12 protein-coding genes are annotated in these 17309 nt (G+C 67.6%); 3 read left to right on the top strand and 9 right to left on the bottom strand.

Translation table 11 applies throughout. The annotated features are described in order from the left end of the window. Positions 1-175 precede the first annotated feature (175 nt). Positions 176-1153, top strand: coding sequence for an aldo/keto reductase (locus EWM63_RS26400; RefSeq protein ID WP_130189191.1), 978 nt, complete (start codon positions 176-178; stop codon positions 1151-1153). A gap of 73 nt (positions 1154-1226) precedes the next feature. On the opposite strand, the gene EWM63_RS26395 is transcribed toward EWM63_RS26400, so the two are convergent. Then, positions 1227-2555 carry an amidohydrolase gene (locus EWM63_RS26395; protein ID WP_130189190.1) on the bottom strand — a complete coding sequence of 443 codons (1329 nt, stop codon included), beginning with the start codon at positions 2553-2555 and terminating at the stop codon, positions 1227-1229. A gap of 126 nt (positions 2556-2681) precedes the next feature. Between EWM63_RS26395 and EWM63_RS26390 the strand changes: the two genes are divergently transcribed. Then, positions 2682-3155 (top strand): transcriptional repressor, encoded by a 474-nt coding sequence (locus tag EWM63_RS26390; protein WP_130189189.1) that lies wholly within the window; start codon positions 2682-2684, stop codon positions 3153-3155. 90 nt (positions 3156-3245) lie between these two features. On the opposite strand, the gene EWM63_RS26385 is transcribed toward EWM63_RS26390, so the two are convergent. The 3 genes from EWM63_RS26385 to EWM63_RS26375 all read right to left on the bottom strand — a co-directional run bounded on the left by EWM63_RS26385 (position 3246) and on the right by EWM63_RS26375 (position 9592). After that, the gene (locus EWM63_RS26385; protein ID WP_130189188.1) at positions 3246-5312 is read right to left on the bottom strand and encodes a TonB-dependent receptor domain-containing protein; all 2067 of its coding nucleotides are present in this window, start codon (positions 5310-5312) and stop codon (positions 3246-3248) included. Positions 5313-5452: 140 nt separating this feature from the next. Beyond that, complete coding sequence (locus EWM63_RS26380; protein ID WP_229487515.1) at positions 5453-7549, bottom strand: hybrid sensor histidine kinase/response regulator; 2097 nt, start codon at positions 7547-7549, stop codon at positions 5453-5455. A gap of 117 nt (positions 7550-7666) precedes the next feature. Further along, the gene (locus EWM63_RS26375) at positions 7667-9592 is read right to left on the bottom strand and encodes a glycoside hydrolase family 43 protein (protein WP_130189187.1); all 1926 of its coding nucleotides are present in this window, start codon (positions 9590-9592) and stop codon (positions 7667-7669) included. Between the two features lie 230 nt (positions 9593-9822). On the opposite strand from EWM63_RS26375, the gene galB reads away from it, so the two are divergent. Continuing rightward, positions 9823-12363: a beta-galactosidase GalB gene (gene galB / locus EWM63_RS26370; RefSeq protein ID WP_130189186.1), complete on the top strand. Its 2541-nt coding sequence runs from the start codon at positions 9823-9825 to the stop codon at positions 12361-12363. A gap of 25 nt (positions 12364-12388) precedes the next feature. Here galB and EWM63_RS26365 read toward each other — a convergent pair whose 3' ends face one another. The 5 genes from EWM63_RS26365 to EWM63_RS26345 form a co-directional block, all read right to left on the bottom strand. After that, positions 12389-13036, bottom strand: a complete 648-nt coding sequence (locus tag EWM63_RS26365; RefSeq protein ID WP_130189185.1) for a TetR/AcrR family transcriptional regulator — start codon at positions 13034-13036, stop codon at positions 12389-12391. A 23-nt stretch (positions 13037-13059) separates the two neighbouring features. After that, entirely contained in the window at positions 13060-14097 is a 1038-nt protein-coding gene (locus tag EWM63_RS26360) for an HlyD family secretion protein (RefSeq protein ID WP_130189184.1), read from the bottom strand. Positions 14098-14118: 21 nt separating this feature from the next. Next, entirely contained in the window at positions 14119-15690 is a 1572-nt protein-coding gene (locus tag EWM63_RS26355; RefSeq protein ID WP_130189183.1) for an MFS transporter, read from the bottom strand. A gap of 2 nt (positions 15691-15692) precedes the next feature. Continuing rightward, the gene (locus EWM63_RS26350) at positions 15693-15950 is read right to left on the bottom strand and encodes a hypothetical protein (RefSeq protein ID WP_130189182.1); all 258 of its coding nucleotides are present in this window, start codon (positions 15948-15950) and stop codon (positions 15693-15695) included. A gap of 156 nt (positions 15951-16106) precedes the next feature. Beyond that, on the bottom strand, positions 16107-17306 hold the full coding sequence (locus EWM63_RS26345) for a CaiB/BaiF CoA transferase family protein (RefSeq protein WP_207221160.1): 1200 nt from the start codon (positions 17304-17306) through the stop codon (positions 16107-16109). Positions 17307-17309 lie beyond the last annotated feature (3 nt).

Genomic DNA, 17309 nt, shown 5'->3' with positions numbered 1-17309 from the left:
AAATGTGGTGTCAAGGAGTGATGGCATGCATGCCATCACCGCTTGGCAGGCGCGGAGCATGCTCCGCGAAACCCCTGCCAAGCCACCGGTTTTTTTACGCCAACACTGCAATCATGCGACAACCACGGCCGGATTACCTATCATGTGCCCCGGCTAAATATAAACGAGGAACACTATGCAACTACGAAAACTCGCCAGCTTCACCGTCCCTGAAATCGGCCTTGGCTGCTGGCAGCTGGGCGGCGGCTGGCGTGACGACTGGGACGACGCCATTGCCCAGCAAACCCTGCAAACGGCCTACGATGCCGGTGTGCGCTTCATCGACACGGCCGACGTCTATGGCGACGGCGCCAGCGAACGCTCGATCGGCACGTTCCTGTCCACGCACCGCGATCCCTCGCTGGTGGTGGCCACGAAACTGGGCCGCGCCGGCATCTACCCCGACGGTTACACCCGCGAGTCGCTGCGCGACGCCACGCTGCGCTCGATCGAACGGCTCGGCGTGGAAGCGCTGGACCTGACGCAGCTGCACTGCGTGCCCACCGACGTGCTGCGCCAGGGCCACGTGTTCGACTGGCTGCGCGAACTGCAGCAGGAAGGCCTGATCGGCCGCTGGGGCGCGAGCGTGGAATCGGTGGAAGAAGGCATGATCTGCCTGGAACAGCAGGGTCTGGCGTCGCTGCAGGTGATCTTCAACATCTTCCGCCGCAAGCCGGCCGAGGAACTGCTGCCCCGCGCGCAGGCGCGAGGCGTGGGCATCATCGTGCGCCTGCCGCTGGCCAGCGGCCTGCTGGGCGGGAAGATCACGCGAGAGACCGTGTTCCGCCAGGACGACCACCGCCACTTCAACCGCGACGGCCAGCATTTCAACGTGGGCGAAACGTTCGCCGGCCTGGAACTGGAACGCGGCATCGCCGCCGTCGAGCAGGTAGCCGCGCTCGTGCCGCCGGGGCTGTCGATGGCGCAGATGGCACTGCGCTGGATCCTCGACCATGAAGCCGTGTCCGTCGTGATCCCCGGCGCCAGCTCGCCCGCGCAGGTCACGGGCAACGTAACCGCCGCCGGGGTCGACCCGCTGCCCGCCACGCTGCACGGCGCACTGGCCGAGGTGTACGCACGGCACGTGCGCGACCATATCCGCGGTCCTTACTGAGCCTGGATGCGCCCGGACGTGCCCGATCGCGCCGATGCGGGTGCCGGGCACCGATGTGCCGGGCCGCCCTGCTTCACCGCGCCATCGCGTGCAACACCGCCAGGCTCATCGCCGTGGCGGCCGTCTTGATCGACGGTTCCGGCACGGGCGCATAGAACGGCGAATGGTTGAATGCGACCGGCTTGCCGCCGGGCCGCTGCGACTCGGCCACGTCCTTCGCATCGTAGATGCCGGTGAAGAAGAACATCGATGGCACGCCCTGGTTGACGAAGAGCGAGAAATCCTCGCTGGCCGTCATCGCCGGCATGCGCTGGGCATTCGCGTCGCCGAAGGCGTCCTTGAACACGGCTTCCGTCCTGCGCACCAGTTCCGCATTGTTGACGATGGCCTGCCCGCCGGCGGTGAGCTTCACGTCCGGCGCCGGCGCGCCCGCCATCGCCGCCGAGGCATTGGCCACACGCCGCACGCCTTCCAGTAATTTGTCGCGCACCTCGGGGCTGTACGAGCGGATCGTGCCGCGCACTTGCACGCTGTCAGGAATGATGTTGCCGACCGTGCCGCCATTGATCGCGCCGATCGTCACCACGCCGAATTCCTTGGGATCCTTCTCGCGGCTCACCACGGTCTGCACGTCCACCACGAAGCGGGCCGCGATGGTGACCGGATCGAGCGCCTTGTCGGGCGCCGAACCGTGGCCGCCGCGGCCCTTGAACTCGATGTCGATCGCGTCCGAATTGGAGGACACGGGGCCATCGTTGAATCCGACGGTGCCGTGCGCGAGCGGCCAGGAATGCAGCGCGAACGCCACATCGGGTTTCGGGAAGCGCGTAAACAGGCCGTCGTCCAGCATCGCCTTCGCACCGGACACGGTTTCCTCGGCTGGCTGGCCGACGAACACGAGGGTGCCTTGCCACCGGGCTTTCAGTTCGACGAGCGTGCGGGCGGTGCCCAGCCAGCTGGCCATGTGCACGTCGTGGCCGCAACTGTGGGTCACGAAGGTTTCGCGTCCGCCGCTTTGCGCCCGCGCCTTGCTGGCATACGGCAGGCCGGTCTTTTCTTCCATCGGCAGGCCGTCGAGGTCCGTGCGAACCAGTACCGTGGGGCCGGTACCATTGCGCAGCACCGCGACGATGCCCGTCCTGCCCACCTTCTCGGTGACGTCGAAGCCCAGCTTGCGCATTTCGGCCGCGAGCTTCCCGGCCGTGCGTACTTCCTGGAAGGCGAGTTCGGGGTGGGCGTGCAAGTCCCTGTAGATGCCATCCAGCCAGGGATACATCGCATCGACGCGGGCACGGACGTCGCCTTTCAGCGGCGCCGCCGGCTGGGCGTGGACGGGCTGGAACAGCAATAGCGGGGTCAGCGAAGCGATGGCCGCGAGGCCGACGAGCGTGGATTTCAACATGGACTCCCTGGTCGGATGGCAACGGCGCCAGTGCCGCAATATACATCACAGCCCGCCCGCGCCGCGGCGCCACGCCACCGCCGGGCCGCTTATGGGATAATGCGACTTTACCCGATACGCCTTGCCATGGAACGCTCAACCCGCCAGCGCACCGCGATTCGCGCGGCAATCGAAGCCGCGGCGCGCCCGCTCAGTCCCCACGAAATCCTCGATGCCGTGCGTGTAACCGTGCCCGAGATCGGCATCGCGACCATTTACCGCAACCTGAAGCTGTTGCTGGGCGAAGGCGAACTCCAGGCCGTTACGCTGCCGGGTGAGAACCCGCGCTATGAGACATCGCATGCGGCGCACCACCACCATCACCACTTCCACTGCGTGGCGTGCGACCGTGTGTTCGAGGTGGAAGGTTGCCCGGGCAGGATGGACGACCTGGCGCCCGCCGGCTTCGTCATCGACCGCCACGAACTGACCCTGTATGGCGAATGCGCGGAATGCGCCGCCAAGCGCAAGGGCAAGGCGGCGCCCGATGCTGCCGCCCCGGTGGCTACCTCGGCAGCCACCCCGGCGGCCAAGCGGCCCGCACGCGCCCACAAGCACTGAGCCGCAAGGCGCCCGGAGGCACCGTCGAGCCCATGTCCGGGAGCGTCGAAGCCGGACCATGGTCCGACTTCACGCACCCGGCTTCTCCGATCAGAACGTCACGCGCAAGCCGGCGGTCAGGTTACGTCCCGGCAGCGGTGCCGCGTGCTTGATGAACGACGTGTGGCTGAACGCCAGCTCGTCGGTCACGTTGTTCAGCCGCGTATACAGCATCGCGGGCAGGCCGGCGATGCGGGTGTTGTAGTGCGTGCCGACGTTCAGCATGTTGTAGCCGGCCGTGCGGCCTTCGTACGGCGACACCTTGTCCTGCGTGGCCACGCGGTAGGCTTCGACCATGCCATGCCAGCCGCGCCATTCGCCATCGAGCTTCGCGCCCAGGCGGCCGGCCGGGATGCGCGGGACGTTGCCGCCGCCGTCGCGCAACCTGGCGCGTACGTAGTCGCCGAACAGCGTGGCCTGCAGGCCCGCCGGCAGTTCGTGCCGCAGTTCCCCTTCGATGCCGGTGAACGTCGCATCGCGCTGCGCATACTCCACCAGCTGGAAGCCTTCGTGGTTGTCCAGCGTGCGTGCATAGATGTAGTTGTCGATGCGGTTGTGGAAGGCACTCACCGAGAACGTGGTCGGGCCGGCGAACTTGCGCAACGTGACGTCGATGTTGTTCGACGTTTCCTTCGCCAGGTTCTCGTTGCCGATTTCCCACGTACTGGTGGCCAGGTGGATGCCGTCCGCATACAATTCCTCGGCGCCCGGCAGGCGGTGGCTGCGCGAGATGGCCGCGCGCAGCGAATACCGGGGAGCGAACTTCCATACCGCGCCGAGCGCCAGCGACGTGCCGCGCGCGCTGGTGCCGCGTTCCGGCTGGGCGGCCACGTCGATATCCTGCCATTCGTGCCGCAGGCCCGCCTCGAAGCGCCAGTCGTCCAGCCGGTATTCCTCGGTCACGAAGGCGGCATGCTTTTTCGTCAGCGTGGCCGGCACATAGGCCTCCTCGCCCAGCGCGGCGAAATCGCGCCGCGTGGTCTGCAGGCCGACGACGCCACGCCAGCCCGCCACCGGCTTGTGCTCCAGTTCCAGCCGCGCGTCGTGCGCCTTGCTGGTGAACGTGGTGGCGATCTCGTTGCCCTCGATCTCGTCGTGGCGGTAATCGGTAAACGAGGCGCGCAGCCGCACTTTCGAGAACCCGGCCAGCGGGTCGCGGTATTCGCCGCGCACATCCCAGCGCTCGCTGTCCAGTTTCACGTAGGGCACCGCGCCCTCCTCCTCGTGGCCATGGTCGTGGCCTTCTTCGTCCTCGTCGCCATGATCGCCGCAGTGCAGGTGATCGCCATGCGGATGACATCCCTCGAATTCGTGGGCGTGGCCGGGAATGCCGTACTCCGTGCGCTCCTTCGTGAAGGCCGCGCCGAGATAGCCGCGCTCACCGATCCACGACAGGCCGACGGTACCCGTTTCCGTATCCTTGTAGCTGCCGTGGACACGCCGGCCTTCCGGCCAGTCCTTGCCAACACGGTATTCGTCGGCATCGCGCTTGACGCCTTCCGCATGGAAGGCCACGCTGCCGGCCGCCGCCGTCATCTCGAATGCGCCCGCCTTTTCACGCGCGGCCGAACCGGCGCGCACTTCGGCGCTGCCCTCGACAGCCTTCGACGGCAGGGCCGTCGGGATCTTCCGGTCGATGATGTTCACCACGCCGCCGACCGCGCCGCCGCCATAGGCCAGCGCCGATGGCCCGCGCAGCACCTCGATGCGCTCGGCCAGCAGCGGCTCGAACGCCACCGCGTGGTCCGGGCTGATCGTCGCCGCATCCTGCACTTCCGCGCCATCGGCCAGGATCTTCACGCGCGGGCCATCCATGCCGCGGATCACGGGGCGGCTCGCGCCCGCGCCGAAGTGGCTGGACGTGATGCCGGGCAGGCGGCCCAGTGTCTCGCCCAGCGTGGATTCGCGCACCCGTACCAGTTCGGCGCCGGCCAGCGTGGTGGCCGGCGTGATCATGTCGTCGGCCACCACGCCCAGCGCGCTGGCCGATACCAGCACGGTGGGAATGCTGTCCGGATCGCCGCCATGGCGCTCGGCCGTCGTCTGGGCATGGGCGGTGAACGAAGTACCGAAGGCCAGCGCGAGAGCCAGCGCCAGCGGAGTGCGTTTGTCGTACATGGGAATGCATCCTTGTCATGGGTATGAAATTACCCTAATTATAATGAGAATTCATTATCGTTAGAAGATGCAATCGTCCATGATCGTGGAAATATCGAAGACCGGTGCGACGGATGCCGGCACGGCCGGCATCCGTCGCCTCAGGCCTCGGCCAGCACCGCGTTGACTTCGGCCGGCACGGCGGGCTTGAGCAGGTGGTGGTCGAAGCCGGCGGCGCGGCTGCGTGCGCGGTCTTCGGCGGCGCCCCAGCCGGTCAGCGCGGCCAGCCGCACGCCATCCAGGCCGGGCACGCCGCGCAGCCGGCGCGCGGTCTCGTAGCCATCCATGCCGGGCATGCCGATATCGAGGAACACGACTTCGGGCTGGAACTGCGCTGCCACGTCCAGTGCCGCCGCGCCATCGGCGGCGACACGGGTATCGTGCCCGTCCAGCGCCAGCAGGTCCGACAGCGAATGGGCCGCATCGACATTGTCGTCCGCGATCAGGATGCGCAGGCGCCTCGTCGCCGCACGGGCGGATGGTGACGGTTCGGCCAACGGCGCCGCTGTACCCGCGAGCGGCAGGCGGATCGTAAACGTGCTGCCCTGCCCCGCTCCCGGGCTGGCGGCCGTTGCGGTGCCGCCATGCAGCGCCACCAGCCGCCGCACCAGCGACAGGCCGATACCGAGGCCGCCGTTCGAGCGCTCCATATGCCGGGCCACTTGCGTGAACATGTCGAACACGGCGTCGAGCGACTCGGCCGGGATGCCGATGCCATTGTCGGTCACCGTGATCACGGCTATGTCGCCGTCGGCATGGGCAGCGACGCGGATCCTGCCGTTGCGCGGCGTGTATTTCGCGGCATTGGTCAGCAGGTTGCCGATCACCTGGCTGATGCGCACCGTGTCCGCCTCGATGGGCAGCGGCTCCGGCGGCAGTTGCACTTCCAGGTCATGGCCGGCCGCTTCGATCGCCGGCATGCTTGCCTCGACGGCCGCGGCGGCGATGCGGTTCAAGTCGGCCGCTTCCCGGTGCAGCACGATCTTTCCGCTGGACACGCGGGCAATGTCGAGCAGGTCGTTGATCAGGTGCGTCATGTGGCTCAGTTGGCGGTCCATCATGCCGCCCACCTTCGCCACGACGTCGCTGCCGCCCCCGCCGAGGCGCAGCAGTTCCAGGCCGTTGCGGATCGGTGCCAGCGGATTGCGCAGTTCGTGTGCCAGCACCGCCAGGAACTCGGACTTGTGGCGGTCCGCCTCGCGCAACGCCTCGGTCGAACGCACCCGTTCGATGTGCGCCCAGCAGCGCTCGACCACCGCCTCCACGAGCGCCAGGTCCTCGCTGGTCCACTGCCGCGGATGCACCTGGTGCACGGCCATCATCGCCACCAGCCGGCCACCCTTGACGAGCGGGCAGCAGATGATCGCCTTGATGCCGATGCTGTTGAACATGCCGTCGCCGTCGCCCGGCGCGAGTTCGCGGTCGACGTCGTTGATGACGAGCGTGCGGCCGATGCGCAGGTTCTGCGTGGCGCGGGAGCCGAACAGGTCCAACGAATACACGCCCGCCGTGCTGATCGCACCCGGCACGCGCCAGTCGTGCCGGATCGTGAAGCGGTCGTTGTCCGGTTCCAGGTCGGCATACGCCACGCGCGTCACGCCCAGGTGTTCGCCCAGCAGCCGCGTGGCTTCCTCCATGATGGCGCGCGGCTCGCTGGCCACGCGGGTGGCCTCGCCGATCTCGTCGAGCAGGCGCAGGCGCTCCATCGCATCGTCGCGCTCACGGCGCGACGCAACCCTGGCCGTCGTCTCCACGCAGGTGACGAGCAACCCCGCGATCGCGCCGTCATCGTCATGGATGGGACTTGTAAAGAACGTGACGTGGATCTGCTCCGGGTAGCCGTTGCGCTGCACGGTGAACGGGTGGTCTTCCACGGCGCCCGTGGCATTGCCGCGCAGCGCATCGTCGAGCAGGGGGCCGACGGGGTCGGCCAGTTCGGGCCATACGGCGCGGAAGGGCTGGCCCATCAGGACCGCATCGTCATGCGCCCGCGCGCCCAGCAAGGCGCGATATCCGTCGTTGAACAGCAAGCGCAGCGCATCGCCCCACATCACACACATCGGCTGCCGCGAATACAGCACCATGCCGGCCGCCACGCGCAACGCCGCAGGCCATGCCGCCACCGCGCCGAACGGGGTCATGGCCCAGTCGTGGGCGGTAGCGATGGCGGTGACAGGATCGGGGCGATGGTCGGGCATGGCAATGGACAACGTGGCGCGGCATGCCGCAAACGCGCACGATACCATGCCACGAAACAACACGTCGCCGGGCGCGCAAGCGCGTGGCCGGACTGCTCGAATACTCAGGAAAACCGGTCAGCGGCCCGCTGCAGCTGGCGCGGCCGCCCTGCCATCCTTGACCGGCTCGCCCACGTCCCCCGGCCGGAACGGCACGACCATCGGGTCCATCGGCCGGATCGACCCGTCGGGATTGAACGTCATCCTCGCCAGCACGGTCTGCCGCTGGTAGCCATTCCCCTGCGGCAGCGCATGGCGGTGGTAGGCCACGTACCAGCGGTCGGTGCCCGGCACGTTGACGACGCTGTGGTGCGCCGTGGCGACGGCGGGGCCGTTGCGCTGCAGGACGATGAAATCCCGGTCCGGCGAGCGCACCGGGCCGAGGGGCGAGTCGGCAACGCCCCAGCCCACGCGGTAGTTCGGGCTGCGTGCATCGTCGATCGACCACATAAAGTAATACTTGCCGTTGCGCTTGAAGACGACCGGCGCCTCGCGGTGGTCCCGCAGTTCGATCGTGTGCACGGGGCCGTCCAGCGTGACCATGTCGGCCTTCAGCTTGTAGACGTTGCCCAGCTTGCCGTTGCCGTAGTAGAGGTAGGCCTGGCCATCGTCGTCGATGAACGGATACGGGTCGATCGTGTTCGACTGCACGCCCGTGCCCTTGGCGATCAGCGGCTTGCCCAGCGCATCGACGAACGGACCGGTGGGCGACTTCGCCGTGGCCACGCCGATGTTCCCCTGCGCGCAAAAGTACAGGTAGTAGGTGCCGTTACGCTCGATCACGTCCGGCGCCCATGCTTCCACGTTGGCCCATTTCAGGTCATTGGCCACGTCGAGGATCATGCGCTCCTTCTTCCAGTCCACCAGGTTCTTCGACGACCACACGGAGAAATCCGTCGTTTGCCAGTTCGGCTTGTCGGACGTGGGATAGAGGTAATACGTGTCGCCGAACAGGCGTATCGACGGGTCGGCCGTGAAACCTTCCAGCGCGGGCGGCGGCGCCGGCCTTGGTTCCACCGGGCCAGCGGCCGGCTGTGCGGTGACAAGGTCCTTCGCCAGCCAGGCCGGCACCGCTAGAACGGTGCCGTGCCGCTGGCCCTTCGCCACCGCCACCTGCGGCGACACGTCGGTCCAGGTCTTCCAGTCCGTGGTCTCGAACGCGCCATAGCGCTTGTCGGCATAGAAGTCCACCAGCAGCGTGGTCTTGCTATCCTGCGTGTACAGCGTGGGCCCTTCGGCGCGCAGGCCGCTGACGAGTGGCTCGGGCATCACGCGGTAGGGCCCGAGGGCGCTGTCGGCCACCGCCCAGCGCACGGCGCCCCACTTGCCGGCCTTCTGCCTGTCGCCTTCCTTGAAGACGGCGATATAGCGTCCACCATCGCGTCCACCCTTGCTGCCCTCCTCATGCACGACCGTGGTATCGATGTGGTCGAATCCTGGATCGAGGAACAGTTGCGGCTCGCTGAACGTGACGAAATCCTTCGTCGTCACGTAGTACGTGCGGTGGTTCATCCGCTCGTCCGACTTCGTTTCGGCGAAGCGGCCATCGATGTCGGACGATACCGTGATCACGTACTGCTTGCCCGCTTCGTCGTAGAACGTCTCGGGCGCCCACGCATCGTTCGCACCGGGGGTCTTCCCGAAGATCGGCAGGTAGCGCTGTGCCGACCAGTTGACGAGGTCCGTCGACGCCGCGTAGCCGATGCCCTTGTCCTTCCAGCCGGTGGTCCACACCATGCGGAACACGCCGTCCGGCCCGCGCAGGATGTGCGGATCGCGCATCAGTCCCGATCCGACGGACGGCTTCAGGAAGACCTTGCCCAGGTCGGACCATGCCTTGCCGTCGGCGCTGGCCGACAGGTGCAGGCCATCGCCTTTGCCCTGGAACGACGTGAACAGCCACGTGATGTCCGGCCATTTGGATTGTTGCGCCGCCGCGCCGCCGGCAAGTGCCAGCAGCGCCATGGCCAGCGCAGCGCGGCGCAAGGTCGGGTTGGTGGGCATGGTCTCCTCCGCTTGGTGTTGTTCTGGATCGGGCGGCGTACCTTAGCATGTTGCGCGGCGCGTAGAACAGTGCGCCGGTCGATCGCTCATCCGGTTGATCGGCCGCGCATGATGATTGAGCGCGCAAGCACGCTATATCGGTTCCGGATAGCGCGCGCGACAAATGGAATAGCAATGGCGTTGCAATTGCGGCTAGACTTTTTCGATTCTGTCATCACGTTCATTCACCCATGCTAAGAAGACTCCTCCCGCTGCTTGCCTTCGGCTTCCTCACGCTGGCCGACGCCGCGCACGCTGCCGAAGCGCCCGTCCGCGAACGCCTCGCCTTCAACGCCGACTGGCGTTTCCAGAAGGACGACGCCGGCACCCGAGATCCGTCGGCGGCGCTTACCGCGGCGCCGGCCGCGCAACCCGCCTTCGACGATGGCGCGTGGCGCAAGCTGGCGCTGCCGCACGACTGGGGCATCGAAGGGCCGTTCCGGCAGGAGTACCCGAACGACACGGGCAAGCTGCCGTGGTGGGGCGTGGCCTGGTACCGCAAGCACTTCACGCTGCCGGCCACCGATGTTGGCCGCCGCATCTACCTGGACATCGATGGCGCGATGTCGAATGCCCAGGTGTGGATCAACGGCCAGCACGTGGGCGGCTGGCCCTACGGTTATGCATCGTGGCGGGTGGACCTGACACCGCACGTGAAACCCGGCGGCGCCAACGTGGTGGCGGTGCGGCTCGACAATCCGCCCGCGTCGTCGCGCTGGTATCCGGGCGGCGGCATCTACCGCAATGTCTGGCTGGTGAAGACGGCGCCCGTGCACGTGGCGCAGTACGGCACGTTCGTCACCACGCCGATCGTGACGAAGGACTCGGCCACGGTGAACGTCGAGGTGACGGTGGACAATCGCGGTGCCGATACCGAGGTGCAGGTCGCCACCGAGATCTACGCGCTCGATGGCGCGGGCAAGCGCACCGGCCAGCCGGTCGCGCGCAAGGATGCGAGCACACCCTGGAAATCCCCCGCCGGCCGCCAGCTGCAGTTCAACCAGGCGCTGGCCGTCGCGAACCCGCGGCTGTGGAGCACCACCGCGCCACAGCGCTACGTGGCCGTCACCACGGTGATGGACAAGGGCCGTGTGGTCGACGTCGTTGAAACGCCGTTCGGCATCCGCACGATCGCGTTCGATGCGCAGCGGGGCTTCCTGCTGAACGGCAGCCGCCTGACGATCCAGGGCGTGTGCCAGCACCATGACCTGGGCGCGCTGGGCGCGGCGATCAATGTGCGCGCGCTCGAACGCCAGCTGCAGATCCTGCGCGAGATGGGCGTGAACGCCATCCGCACCAGTCACAATCCGCCGGCACCCGAGCTGCTCGACCTGGCCGACCGCATGGGCTTCGTGGTGGTGGCCGAGGCGTTCGATATCTGGGGCCTGAAGAAAACGCCGAACGACTACCACCTGCACTACAAGGAGTGGCACGAGAAGGACCTGCGCGCGATGATCCGCCGCGACCGCAACCACCCGAGCGTGATCGCCTGGAGCATCGGCAACGAGATCGTCGAGCAGGGCCAGGACGAAGGCTGGAAGGTGGCGGCGCACCTGTCCGAGATCGCGCGCGGCGAGGACCGTACCCGCCCCACGACGGCCGCCTACAACCATGTCGGCTCGGCCTACAACGGTTTCCAGAACGCCACCGACGTGTTCGGCTTCAACTACAAGCCGCATGAGTACGCGAAGTTCCACGAGCATGCGCCGCACATCCCTTTGCTGGGCAGCGAGACGGCATCGACCGTCAGCTCGCGCGGCGAATACTTCTTCCCCGTCAGCGACGACCAGTCGAAGGGCCTGGCCAATTTCCACGTGAGCAGCTATGACCTGAGCGCCCCGCCGTGGGCTTCGCCGCCGGACAAGGAATTCCGCGGCCAGGACGACAGTCCGTTCGTCGCCGGCGAATTCGTGTGGACCGGCTTCGACTACCTGGGCGAGCCCACGCCGTACAACAGCGACGCGACGAACCTGCTGAACTTCACCGACCCGGCGCAGCGGCAGCGCATGGCGCAGCAGCTGGACAGCCTCAAGAAGATCGCCGTGCCGTCGCGCAGTTCGTATTTCGGCATCGTCGACCTGGCCGGCTTCAAGAAGGACCGCTTCTGGCTGTACCAGGCGCGCTGGCGCCCCGAGCTGCCGATGGCGCACCTGCTGCCGCACTGGAACTGGCCGGAGCGCGTGGGCCAGGTCACGCCCGTGCATCTGTACACGTCCGGCGACGAGGCGGAACTTTTCCTGAACGGCAAATCGCTGGGCCGCAAGAAGCGCGGCCCCCGCGACTACCGGCTGCGCTGGGATGACGTGGTGTACCAGCCCGGCAAGCTGCATGCGGTGACGTACAGGGATGGCAAGCGCTGGGCCGAGGACACCGTACACACGACGGGAAAAGCAGCGAAGCTGCTGCTGTCGGCCGACCGCCAGGCGATCCGCGCCGATGGGGATGACCTGTCGTTCGTCACGGTGACGATCGCCGACAAGGATGGCCGGCCCGTGCCGCGCACCGCCAACCGCGTGAAGTTTACACTCACGGGCCCGGGCGACATCATCGCCACGGACAACGGCGATCCGACCAGCTTCGAATCGTTCCAGTCGCGTGAGCGCAAGGCGTTCAATGGCCTCGCGCTGGCGATCGTGCGCACCCGTGCGGGACAGGCGGGCAAGCTGGTGCTGACCGCGACCGCCGACGGCTTGTCGGCTGCGAAGGTGACGCTGGAAAGCAAGGCGCCGTAAGCCGGTCCCGTGGCCGGGAAAGGGGCTACGCCAGCCGCTTTCCCGGTGCCGGAGGTCGCCCACCATAGGCGTCGCGCAGCGCCCGCAGCGCAACGCCGATCAGGTCTCCGGCCGTCAGCCCAGCATGCAGCTGCGTGGCGTTGCCGTAGGCGATGTCCATCACCAGCGCGCCAAGCTGCAGCACCGGTACCGGCGATGCGCCGCCAGGAAAGATCTTCACGAGGCGCGAGCCCACCTGGTGCCATTCGTCGTCGAACATCTTCGTGTGCCGCGCCGCCACGGCCGGATCGGCACGCGCCAGCCGCGCCATGTCCACTACGAGCAGTCGCAGGTCCGGTTCATGGCGCATGCCATCGGCCCACGCGCATGCCGTGTCGATGACCGCGTCGGCATCGTCCACCGCATCCAGGCGCCGGCATAATTCATCGGCCTGGCCAAGCGCGTAGTAATCGAACATCGCAAAGAACAGTTCATCCTTCGACGCGAAGTTCGAATACATCGCGCCTTTTGAATAGCCCGCCTCCTCGGCGATGCGGTCGATCGACGCCCCCGCATAACCTTCGCGCGTAAACACGACGGCGGCCGAGGCCAGCAGGCGCTCGCGGGTGCGGGCCCGGCTCTGTTCGCGCGTCAGGCGCGCCGGCCTGGTAACGGTGGCATCGTAATCGGTCATGATCCTGGTTTGTAAAGACGGCTTTATCCCGCCTCGCACAGGACGGTCGGCGTGACGGACATGCCCACCTTGAGCAGTTGCGCGGCGCGCTGGCCCGGATCGATGACGATCTTGACGGGCAGGCGCTGCACCACTTTCGTGAAATTGCCGGTCGCATTGTCGGGTGCGATCGGCGAGAACGACACGCTGCTGGCGGGCGCGAGGCTTTCGACATGGCCGGTCAGCGTGGTGCCGGGCAGCATGTCGACCGCAATTGTAACGCGCTGGCCGGCGCGCATCCGCGCCAGTTGGGTTTCGCGGAAGTTCGCCTCGATGTAGGCATGCTGCAGCGGCACGATAGCCAGCATGGCGGCGCCGGCCTGCGCGTAGGCGCCGACGCGCACGGCCCGCTGGCCGACCACGCCATCGACGGGGGCCTCGATGCGGGTGTACGACAGGTTCAGTTGCGCGGCCGCCAGGGCCGCCTTCGCACGCGCCACCTGGGCATCGGCCTGCGCCACCTGGGCGCCCAGCACATCGAGCTGCTGCTTTGCGGCGGCCAGCGCGGCCTTGTCCGCCGCGTGGTTTGCCGCCGCGGCATCGGTCTGCGATTCGGCCTGCTGGCGGTCCTGCATCGACGCCGAGCCATCGGACGCCAGGTCGCGATAGCGTTCGGCGTTGGACTTCGCGAACTTCAGCGTAGCGGCGCCGCCTTCGACCGCGGCGGCGGCACGCCGGATCGTGCTGCCCTGCTGGGCGATCGCGGCGCGCGCGCTGGCCAGGTCGGCCTCGGCTTTCGTCAGGTCGGCGCGGGCGATGTCCACGGCCACGGCGAACTCGCGGTCGTCGATCCGCGCCAGCAGTTGGCCCTTGCCCACGGCCTGGTGGTCTTCGACCAGCACTTCGGCCACCTTGCCCGCAACCTGCGGCGCCACCAGCGTGAAGTCGGCCGTCACGTAGGCATCGTCGGTACTCTGGCGGCTGCCGCCGGCCTCCTGGTGGCTCCACGACCAGGCGCTGCCGGCGGCAAGCGCGGCAAACAGTACGCCGATCGCGATCTTTGCGGAAGTTGGAAGTGACATGTGATCCTCGAATGATGTGAATTATGTTTTCGGCGGCAGCACGGGCGGCGCGATGTACTGCAGCGACAGCACCAGCGGCACCAGCGCCAGCGCCAGCGCGCCGAGCGCCAGGTAGCCGTCCGCGATCGACAGCACGAAAGCCTGGTGCGAGACCCGGTCGGCCACGCCGGCCAGCGCATCGGGCGGCACGGCACCGGCGCTGCGCCGCATATTGACCGCGCCGTCGAGCAGCACGTTGGCATGGGTGGCTTCGCGCACGGCCAGCAGGCGGCCGACGAGGGCGCTGCCGAACATCGTGCCGAACGCGCGCAGCGTGTTGACGATGCCCGACACCTGCGGCCCTTCCATCGGCTGCACCACGCTGGTGGCCAGGAACAGCAGCGCGATGACGGCCATCGGCTGGCCGAACGCGTGCAGCGCCTGCGCCAGCGCGAACTCGGCGGCCATCCACTCGGGCGTGATGCGCGAGCCGACCCAGCACGCCGCGGCAATCAGCAGGAGTCCGATGACGAAGACGTGCCGCGCATCGACCCATTTCTTGTACAGCAGCCAGGAAACGGCCGGGCCGAGAATGAATTGCGGCAGGCCCACCTGCAGGCCGATGACGGCCAGCTGCGGTGTGCGGAAATGCCAGGCATGGCCCAGGTAATCGGCCGGCAGCAGGGAGCCGGACAGCAGCACCACCAGCATGCCGACGAAGATGGTGAAGCCCAGGCCCAGGTTTCGGCGGTGCAGCAGTTGCAGCTTGATAAAGGGCATGGGATGGAACCATTCGCACACGAGGAAGATCCCCAGCAGCGCGCCGCCGCCACCGAACAGCCAGCACACCAGCACACTGTTGAACCAGTCCAGCCGCTCGCCCTGCGACAGGCCGATGCCGAGCATGACGAGGGCCGCGATGCCGGTCACGAGCCCCAGCCAGTCGACCTGGCGGAAGCGTTCGAGGCGCACCGGGTCTTGCGGGATGCCCCAGCCCACCGCCGCCAGCGAGAACAATGCCATCGGTACCGTTTGCCAGAACAGCAGGCGCCAGTCCACCACGCCATCGGTCCACGTGGCCGAGAGCCAGGTGGCCACGTTCGGGGCGAACGTGGCCGTCATCGCATACAGGGCAAGGCCGTAGAGCCGGATCGGCGCCGGGAAAAAGCGCAGTGCCGCGGCCATCAGCACCGGAATCAGCAGGCCGCCGGCAAAGCCCTGCAGGCAGCGCAGCACGAGCAGCGTGGCCGCATCGGGCGCCAGCGGCGTGACAAGGCCCAGCAGCATGAACGTCGTCACCACGGCCATGTGGTAGCGGCGGAACGAGAACGTGATCGCGAACCATGCCGAGAACGGCATCGCGGCCAGTTCAAAGGCGCCGTACAGGCTCGCGACCCAGCTGCCATCGTCGATCCCCATACCGTAGACGGCGCGGATGTCCCCCAGCGCCAGCGTGCCGATGCGGCTGTTCAGGCCCGACATCATCGCCGCCACGAACACGCCGACCACGCCGGTCAGCAGGCGCGGGCCGAACGGGTGAACGACCGGTGCCGGCGGCGCGGCCGGTGCCGGGGACGTCGCGACGGGCGCCGCCGCCGTCAGGGATGTCGCCATCGTCAGCCCTCCCGCGCCGGCCCGGCCGCCAGCCGCCGCGCCGCCACGACCGCTGCCTGCTGCGCGTCGGCCAGCGTGGCACAGCTGCCGCAAGCGGCGACACCGGCATTCTCGTACGTCTGAATCTCCCAGTGCCAGCAGCCGTCGAACTCGTCTGGCCAGACGCACAGGCGGCGATGATGCACGCTGTACAGCTCGTCATCAAGGTCGAGCACCCACAGGGGCAGGTCGGATTCGTCGGAACGGTGCCAAGCGGGCATGGGCGGTCAGGAAATTGATGAGAGGCATCAATTATACTGATCGGTATCTGAATTTCAAGCGGTATTTTACTTATGAATTATCGATCGCCTGGCAGGTGAAAAAAAACCGGTGACAGACACCGGTTTTCTAGAAACATTGCGAAGAACTGGTGTCTGTCACCGGTTTTGCAGCCAATCAGCCAGCACTTCAGCCGTATGCTCGCCCAGCATCGGCGGCGGGCGGTCGTAGGTGACCGGCGTGGCCGACAGGCGGATCGGGTTGGCGACCAGGGGGACGGTGCCCGCGACCGGGTGGGGCATCTCGATGCGCATGCCGCGTGCTTGCACCTGCGGGTCGTCGAAGACCTTGTCGAGGGTGTTGATGGGGCCGCATGGCACGCCGGCCGTCTCCATCAGCGCGACCCACTCGGCGGTCGTGCGCGTGACCGTGACGGCATGGATGCCGGCAACGAGTTCGGCGCGGTGCCGCACGCGCTGCGGGTTGGTGGCGTACCGTTCGTCGGTGCCCCACTCGGCCCGGCCCAGCACCTCGCACAGCTTGCGGAACTGCCCGTCGTTGCCGACGGCGACGATCATGTAGCCATCGGCCGTGGCGAAATCCTGGTAGGGCACGATGTTCGGGTGTGCATTGCCCATGCGCTGCGGCGCCGTGCCGCCCACGAGATAGTTGGCCGCCTGGTTCGCCAGCACGGCCACCTGCACGTCCAGCAGCGCGAGGTCGATGTGCTGCCCTTGTCCGCTGCGTTCGCGGTGCGCCAGCGCGGCCAGCACGGCGTTCGACGCATACAGGCCCGTCATCACGTCCGTCAGCGCCACGCCGACCTTCATCGGACCGGCGCCCGCTTCACCATCCGGCCGGCCGGTCAGGCTCATCAGCCCGCCCATGCCCTGGATCAGGAAGTCGTAGCCGGCGCGCTGCGCATAGGGGCCGTCCTGCCCGAAGCCGGTGATCGAGCAGTAGATGAGGCGCGGATTGACGACCTTCAGGCTGGCATAGTCGAGCCCATACTGCGCAAGGCCGCCGACCTTGAAGTTTTCCAGCACCACGTCGGCCCGTGCCGCCAGTTGCCGCACCAGCGCCTGGCCTTCGGCCGTGGCGATGTCGATCGCCACCGAGCGCTTGTTGCGGTTGGCGCTCAGGTAGTAGGCCGCCTCGCTCGTGGGGTTGCCTGCCGCGTCGGGCAGCCACGGCGGCCCCCATGCGCGGGTGTCGTCGCCATTGCCCGGCCGCTCGACCTTCACGACATCGGCGCCCAGGTCCGCCAGCAGCTGGCCGGCCCACGGCCCGGCCAGCACGCGCGACAGGTCGAGCACTTTCAGGCCAGCCAGGGCTCCTGCGTTCATCGTGCCCGCCATGGC

The sequence above is a fragment of the Pseudoduganella lutea genome (assembly GCF_004209755.1).
In the GTDB taxonomy this organism is placed as follows: domain Bacteria; phylum Pseudomonadota; class Gammaproteobacteria; order Burkholderiales; family Burkholderiaceae_D; genus Rugamonas; species Rugamonas lutea.
This window is presented reverse-complemented; position numbering and strand designations above follow the sequence as displayed.